This window comes from Leclercia sp. AS011 (genome assembly GCF_037152535.1).
Taxonomy (GTDB): domain Bacteria; phylum Pseudomonadota; class Gammaproteobacteria; order Enterobacterales; family Enterobacteriaceae; genus Enterobacter.
Window position 1 is genome coordinate 21,868 of record NZ_JBBCMA010000011.1, and the last position, 6,051, is coordinate 27,918.

Sequence of the window (6,051 nt, forward strand, 5' to 3'; positions counted from 1 at the left end):
TTATGGATCTTGCGTCACTTCGCGCTCAACAACTTAAACTCGCTGCGTCGGTATGCCGTGAAGACCGGCTGGACAAAGACCCACCCGCGCTGATAGCCGGGGCGGATGTCGGGTTTGAGCAGGGTGGAGAGGTGACGCGGGCGGCGATAGTACTGCTGACCTGGCCCGAACTGGAGCTGGTCGAGTATCAGGTGGCGCGTATTGCCACCACCATGCCTTACATCCCCGGCTTCCTCTCTTTTCGTGAATATCCCGCGCTGCTGGCCGCGTGGGATCAGCTTTCGCGGAGACCCGACCTGATGTTTGTTGATGGCCACGGGATCTCCCATCCGCGCCGTCTCGGCGTCGCCAGCCATTTTGGCATGCTGGTGGATGTCCCAACCATCGGCGTAGCGAAAAAGCGCCTCTGCGGTAAATTTGAACCCCTTTCGGCTGAGCCCGGCGCGCTGGCGCCCTTAATGGACAAAGGCGAGCAGCTGGCGTGGGTCTGGCGCAGCAAGGCGCGCTGCAACCCGCTGTTTATCGCCACCGGCCATCGCGTCAGTACCGATACCGCCCTGGCGTGGGTTCAGCGCTGTATGAAAGGCTATCGATTACCGGAGCCAACCCGCTGGGCCGATGCGGTAGCCTCCGGGCGTCCGGCTTTTGTTCGTTGGCAGGAAATTCAGCGCTGATTCAGGTAAACTGCGGCTAATTTTCGATTCGAGACTTCATCATGTTACAAAACCCGATTCACCTGCGCCTCGAGAAGCTGGAAAGCTGGCAGCATGTCACTTTTATGGCCTGCCTGTGCGAACGCATGTACCCGAACTACGCCATGTTCTGCAAGCAGACCGAATTTGGTGACGGCCAGCTGTATCGCCGTATTCTCGATCTGGTGTGGGAGACGCTGACGGTCAAAGATGCGAAGGTGAACTTCGATTCTCAGCTCGATAAGCTGGAAGAGGCGATCCCCGTTGCCGATGACTATGATGTCTATGGTGTCTATCCGGCCATCGATGCCTGCGTGGCATTAAGTGAACTGATTCACTCGCGTCTGAGTGGCGAAACTCTGGAACATGCCATCGAAGTCAGTAAGGCCTCAATCACGTCCGTGGCGATGCTCGAGATGACCCAGGCAGGTCGTGAAATGACCGATGAAGAGCTCCGTTTAAACCCGGCTGTTGAGCAGGAATGGGACATCCAGTGGGAAATATTCCGTTTGCTGGCAGAGTGCGAAGAACGCGATATCGAGCTGATTAAAGGTCTGCGTGCAGACTTGCGTGAGGCAGGCGAGAGTAACATTGGTATAAATCTTCACCAGTGAAACAATAAAACGTGATTTTACGCCTGTTTTGTCATACCTGTACTCTTCCCTTCTGCCCCCCGTCTGGTCTACATTTGGGGGGCGAAAAAAAGTGGCTATCGGTGCGTGTATGCAGGAGAGTGCTTTTTTGGCATTTTCGTCGCACTCGATGCTTAGCAAGCGATAAACACATTGAAAGGATAACTTATGAACAAGACTCAACTGATTGATGTAATTGCGGACAAGGCTGATCTGTCTAAAGTACAGGCTAAAGCTGCTCTGGAATCCACCCTGGCTGCTATTACTGAGTCTCTGAAAGAAGGCGATGCTGTACAACTGGTAGGTTTCGGTACCTTCAAAGTGAACCACCGCGCTGAGCGTACTGGCCGCAACCCGCAGACCGGTAAAGAAATCAAAATCGCTGCAGCTAACGTGCCAGCATTTGTTTCTGGCAAAGCACTGAAAGACGCAGTTAAGTAAGCCGCGTAGCAGTGAACAGTTTTATCGAGGGGGCGGTTTCGCCCCTTTTGTCTGTCTGGCGCCCGGCAATGGCGCTGGCTGGCATCCTGTTGTTATCCGCCTGCAGCCATGACTCCTCTCTGCCGCCGTTTACCGCCAGCGGTTACGCTGACGATCAGGGCGCGGTCCGTATCTGGCGAAAAGACACGGACGATGAAGTCCATCTGCTCTCCGCCTTCAGTCCCTGGCACAGCGGCAGTACCACCACCAGTGAGTATCGCTGGCAGGGTGATACGCTGGCCTATATCGATGTGAACATCTACAGCAAGGTGCCCGAGCACGTGCGGGTGCGTTTTGACGACCACGGTGAGCTGAGCTTTATGCAGCGCGAAATCGGCGGTCTGAAGCAGCAACTCTCTACCGATCAAATCGACCTCTACCGCTATCGTGCCGACCAGATTCGTCAGACCAGCGACGCGCTGCGACAAGGGCGGGTAGTGCTGCATCAGGGGCGCTGGCATACCAACGGCACCGTGACCACCTGTGAAGGCCAGACCCTGAAGCCGGATCTTGATAGCTGGGCGACGGAACATATTGGACGACGTCAGAGCCATTCATCCATGGAAGTGAGCGTGGCATGGCTGGAAGCGCCGGAAGGGTCACAGCTGCTGCTGGTGGCTAACGAAGACTTCTGTACCTGGCAGCCGACCGAGAAGAGTTTCTGAGTTCTGTAGATTAAGCCGGATGGCGCTAACGCTTATCCGGCCTACGAACGATCCCCTCTCCCTTCAGGAGAGGGTCAGGGTGAGGGTGAGGGGGAATTACTCCCCCTGCTCCCGCGCAATTGCACGATAACCAATATCCTGGCGGCTGAAGCTGCCGTTCCACCGAATATCCTTCATCAGGGCATAGGCGCGCTGCTGCGCTTGTGCGACCGTATGGCCCAGCGCGGTGGCGCACAGGACGCGGCCACCGTTGGTCAGTACGCGATCGTCATCAGACAGCGTCGTACCGGCGTGGAACACCTTCGCGCCCTCCATCTGCTCCAGCGGCAGACCGTGGATCTCATCCCCGGTGTTGTAATTGCCCGGGTAACCACCTGCAGCAATCACTACGCCCAGCGATGCACGCTCGTCCCACTCGGAGGTTTTCTGGTCCAGCTTGCCTTCGCAGGCCGCCAGGCACAGATCCACCAGATCGGATTTCATGCGCAGCATGATGGGCTGGGTTTCCGGATCGCCAAAGCGGCAGTTGAATTCGATTACCTTCGGATTACCCTGCTTGTCGATCATCAGACCCGCATACAGGAAACCGGTGTAGGTATTACCTTCCGCGGCCATGCCTTTCACCGTTGGCCAGATGATGCGATCCATGGTGCGCTGGTGAACTTCATCCGTCACCACCGGTGCAGGGGAGTAGGCACCCATCCCGCCAGTATTCGGGCCGGTGTCCGCATCGCCCACGCGCTTGTGGTCCTGGCTGGTGGCCATCGGCAGAACGTGCTCGCCGTCGACCATCACGATAAAGCTCGCCTCTTCACCGTCGAGGAACTCTTCGATCACGATGCGGTGGCCCGCGTCGCCAAAGGCGTTACCGGCCAGCATATCCTGAACCGCGGCTTCCGCCTCTTCGAGCGTCATCGCCACGATCACGCCTTTCCCGGCGGCCAGACCGTCGGCCTTAATGACAATCGGGGCGCCTTTTTCACGCAGGTAAGCCAGAGCGGGCTCCACCTCGGTGAAGTTCTGGTATTCCGCGGTCGGGATGTTATGACGCGCAAGGAAATCTTTGGTAAAGGCTTTAGATCCTTCCAGCTGGGCGGCACCTTCGGTCGGGCCGAAGATGGTCAGGCCTGCCGCGCGGAACGCGTCCACCACGCCAATCACCAGCGGGGCTTCCGGGCCCACAATCGTCAGATCGATTTTCTCGCTCTGGGCAAAATTCAGCAGGGCCGGGATATCGGTCACGCCGATAGCCACGTTCTGCAGCGCGGGCTCCAGTGCCGTACCGGCGTTGCCCGGTGCCACGAAGACCGTTTTCACCTGCGGAGACTGCGCCGCTTTCCAGGCCAGCGCGTGCTCGCGCCCGCCGTTACCAATCACTAATACTTTCATTTTCTGCTCCGGGAATTAATGGCGGAAGTGACGCATGTCGGTGAAGATCATCGCGATGCCGTGTTCGTCGGCAGCAGCAATGACTTCGTCATCACGGATGGAACCGCCAGGCTGGATCACGCAGGTAATGCCGACAGCAGCAGCCGCGTCGATACCGTCACGGAACGGGAAGAAGGCGTCAGAGGCCATGGCGGAACCTTTCACTTCCAGACCTTCGTCGCCTGCTTTGATACCCGCGATTTTCGCGGAGTAAACGCGGCTCATCTGGCCTGCGCCTATCCCGATAGTCATGTTCTCTTTGGCGTAGACAATGGCGTTGGATTTGACGAACTTCGCCACTTTCCAGCAGAACAGCGCATCACGCAGTTCCTGTTCGGTTGGCTGACGTTTGGTCACCACGCGCAGATCGGCTTCTGTCACCATACCCAGATCGCGATCCTGAACCAGCAGACCGCCGTTCACACGCTTGAAGTCCAGGCCCGGCACGCGTTCCGCCCACTGGCCGCAAACCAGTACGCGCACGTTCTGTTTAGCCGCAGTGATTTTCAGGGCTTCTTCGGTGGCAGAAGGGGCGATGATCACTTCAACAAACTGACGGGAGATGATCGCCTGAGCGGTTTCGGCATCCAGCTCGCGGTTGAAGGCGATAATGCCGCCGAACGCGGAGGTCGGGTCGGTTTTGTAGGCGCGGTCATAGGCATCCAGAATCGAGGTGCTTACCGCGACGCCGCATGGGTTGGCGTGCTTAACGATCACGCAGGCAGGTTCGCTGAACTCTTTCACGCATTCCAGCGCCGCGTCGGTGTCGGCAATGTTGTTATAGGAGAGCGCTTTACCCTGAACCTGCTGGGCGGTGGCAACAGAGGCTTCTTTTACCTCTTCTTCTATATAGAAGGCAGCCTGCTGGTGGCTGTTCTCGCCGTAGCGCATATCCTGCTTCTTAATGAAGTTCAGGTTTAAGGTGCGAGAGAACCGGCCGGAAGGATCTTTGCTTTCACCGTGGTAAGCCGGCACCAGGCTACCGAAGTAGTTGGCGATCATGCTGTCGTAGGCGGCGGTATGTTCGAAGGCTTTAATGGCGAGGTCGAAACGGGTTTCGAGATTCAGGGAGCCTTCGTTGGCGTCCATCTCTTTAATAATGGCATCGTAGTCGCTGCTCTTTACCACGATGGCCACATCTTTATGGTTCTTGGCAGCGGAGCGCACCATGGTCGGGCCGCCGATATCAATATTCTCTACGGCATCTTCCAGCGAGCAGCCTTCACGGGCAACGGTCTGGGCGAACGGATAGAGGTTAACGACAACCATGTCGATCGGCGCGATCCCGTGCTGATCCATAATACCGTCGTCCTGACCGCGACGGCCCAGAATGCCGCCGTGAACTTTCGGGTGCAGGGTTTTGACGCGTCCATCCATCATTTCCGGGAAACCGGTGTAATCGGACACTTCGGTTACCGGCAGGCCTTTCTCTGCTAACAGGCGGGCAGTACCGCCCGTGGACAGCAGCTCCACACCACGTGCAGAAAGTGCCTGAGCGAATTCGACGATACCGGCTTTATCAGAAACACTGAGCAGAGCGCGGCGGACTGGACGACGTTGTTGCATGGTAAATCCCCTGGATTTGACGATTACAGAGAGCGTTAGGTGAATTTTCTACATAAAAACTCAACTAACACACCTGGCGGGGGCGCTTTATTTAGCGCGAGTATTTTAACGAAAACGTTTGCGCAACGCTCGCACATTTTTACTTTTTCGTCGCATTGTGGATAAGTCTGTGAGTAATCAGGTATAAGGCGGGGTTTTGCTGGGGAATGCAGCAGTCAGTCATTTTTCTGTCATTTAAGGGTTGCGGGCTCCGGAGAACTCCCTATAATGCGCCTCCATCGACACGGCAGATGTGAATCACTTCACACAAACAGCCGGGCCGGTTGAAGAGAAAAGCGTGAAATAATCGCTTGACTCTGAAAGAGGAAAGCGTATTATACGCCACCTCGCAACGGTGAGCGAAAGCCGCGTTGCACTGCTCTTTAACAATTTATCAGACAATCTGTGTGGGCACTCAAAGTGACATGGATTCTTAACGTCGAAAGACAATAAATGAATACCAAGTCTCTGAGTGAACATACGTAATTCATTACGAAGTTTAATTCACGAGCATCAAACTTAAATTGAAGAGTTTGATCATGGCTCAGA

General features: G+C 56.1%; 6 protein-coding genes. 4 read left to right on the top strand and 2 right to left on the bottom strand.

The features are described from left to right. Positions 1-2 precede the first annotated feature (2 nt). The 4 genes from nfi (at position 3) to WFO70_RS21970 (ending at position 2,469) form a co-directional block, all read left to right on the top strand. Entirely contained in the window at positions 3-674 is a 672-nt protein-coding gene (gene nfi, locus WFO70_RS21955; RefSeq protein WP_337019339.1) for a deoxyribonuclease V, read from the top strand. Between the two features lie 41 nt (positions 675-715). Next, the gene (locus tag WFO70_RS21960; protein ID WP_032615911.1) at positions 716-1,306 is read left to right on the top strand and encodes a YjaG family protein; all 591 of its coding nucleotides are present in this window, start codon (positions 716-718) and stop codon (positions 1,304-1,306) included. 186 nt (positions 1,307-1,492) lie between these two features. After that, positions 1,493-1,765, top strand: coding sequence for a nucleoid-associated protein HU-alpha (gene hupA, locus WFO70_RS21965; RefSeq protein WP_002445246.1), 273 nt, complete (start codon positions 1,493-1,495; stop codon positions 1,763-1,765). Between the two features lie 11 nt (positions 1,766-1,776). After that, positions 1,777-2,469 (top strand): DUF1481 domain-containing protein, encoded by a 693-nt coding sequence (locus WFO70_RS21970; RefSeq protein WP_337019341.1) that lies wholly within the window; start codon positions 1,777-1,779, stop codon positions 2,467-2,469. Between the two features lie 96 nt (positions 2,470-2,565). On the opposite strand, the gene purD is transcribed toward WFO70_RS21970, so the two are convergent. Further along, complete coding sequence (gene purD, locus WFO70_RS21975) at positions 2,566-3,858, bottom strand: phosphoribosylamine--glycine ligase (RefSeq protein WP_337019342.1); 1,293 nt, start codon at positions 3,856-3,858, stop codon at positions 2,566-2,568. A gap of 15 nt (positions 3,859-3,873) precedes the next feature. After that, positions 3,874-5,463, bottom strand: a complete 1,590-nt coding sequence (gene purH / locus WFO70_RS21980) for a bifunctional phosphoribosylaminoimidazolecarboxamide formyltransferase/IMP cyclohydrolase (RefSeq protein ID WP_337019344.1) — start codon at positions 5,461-5,463, stop codon at positions 3,874-3,876. Between the last annotated feature and the right edge of the window lie 588 nt (positions 5,464-6,051).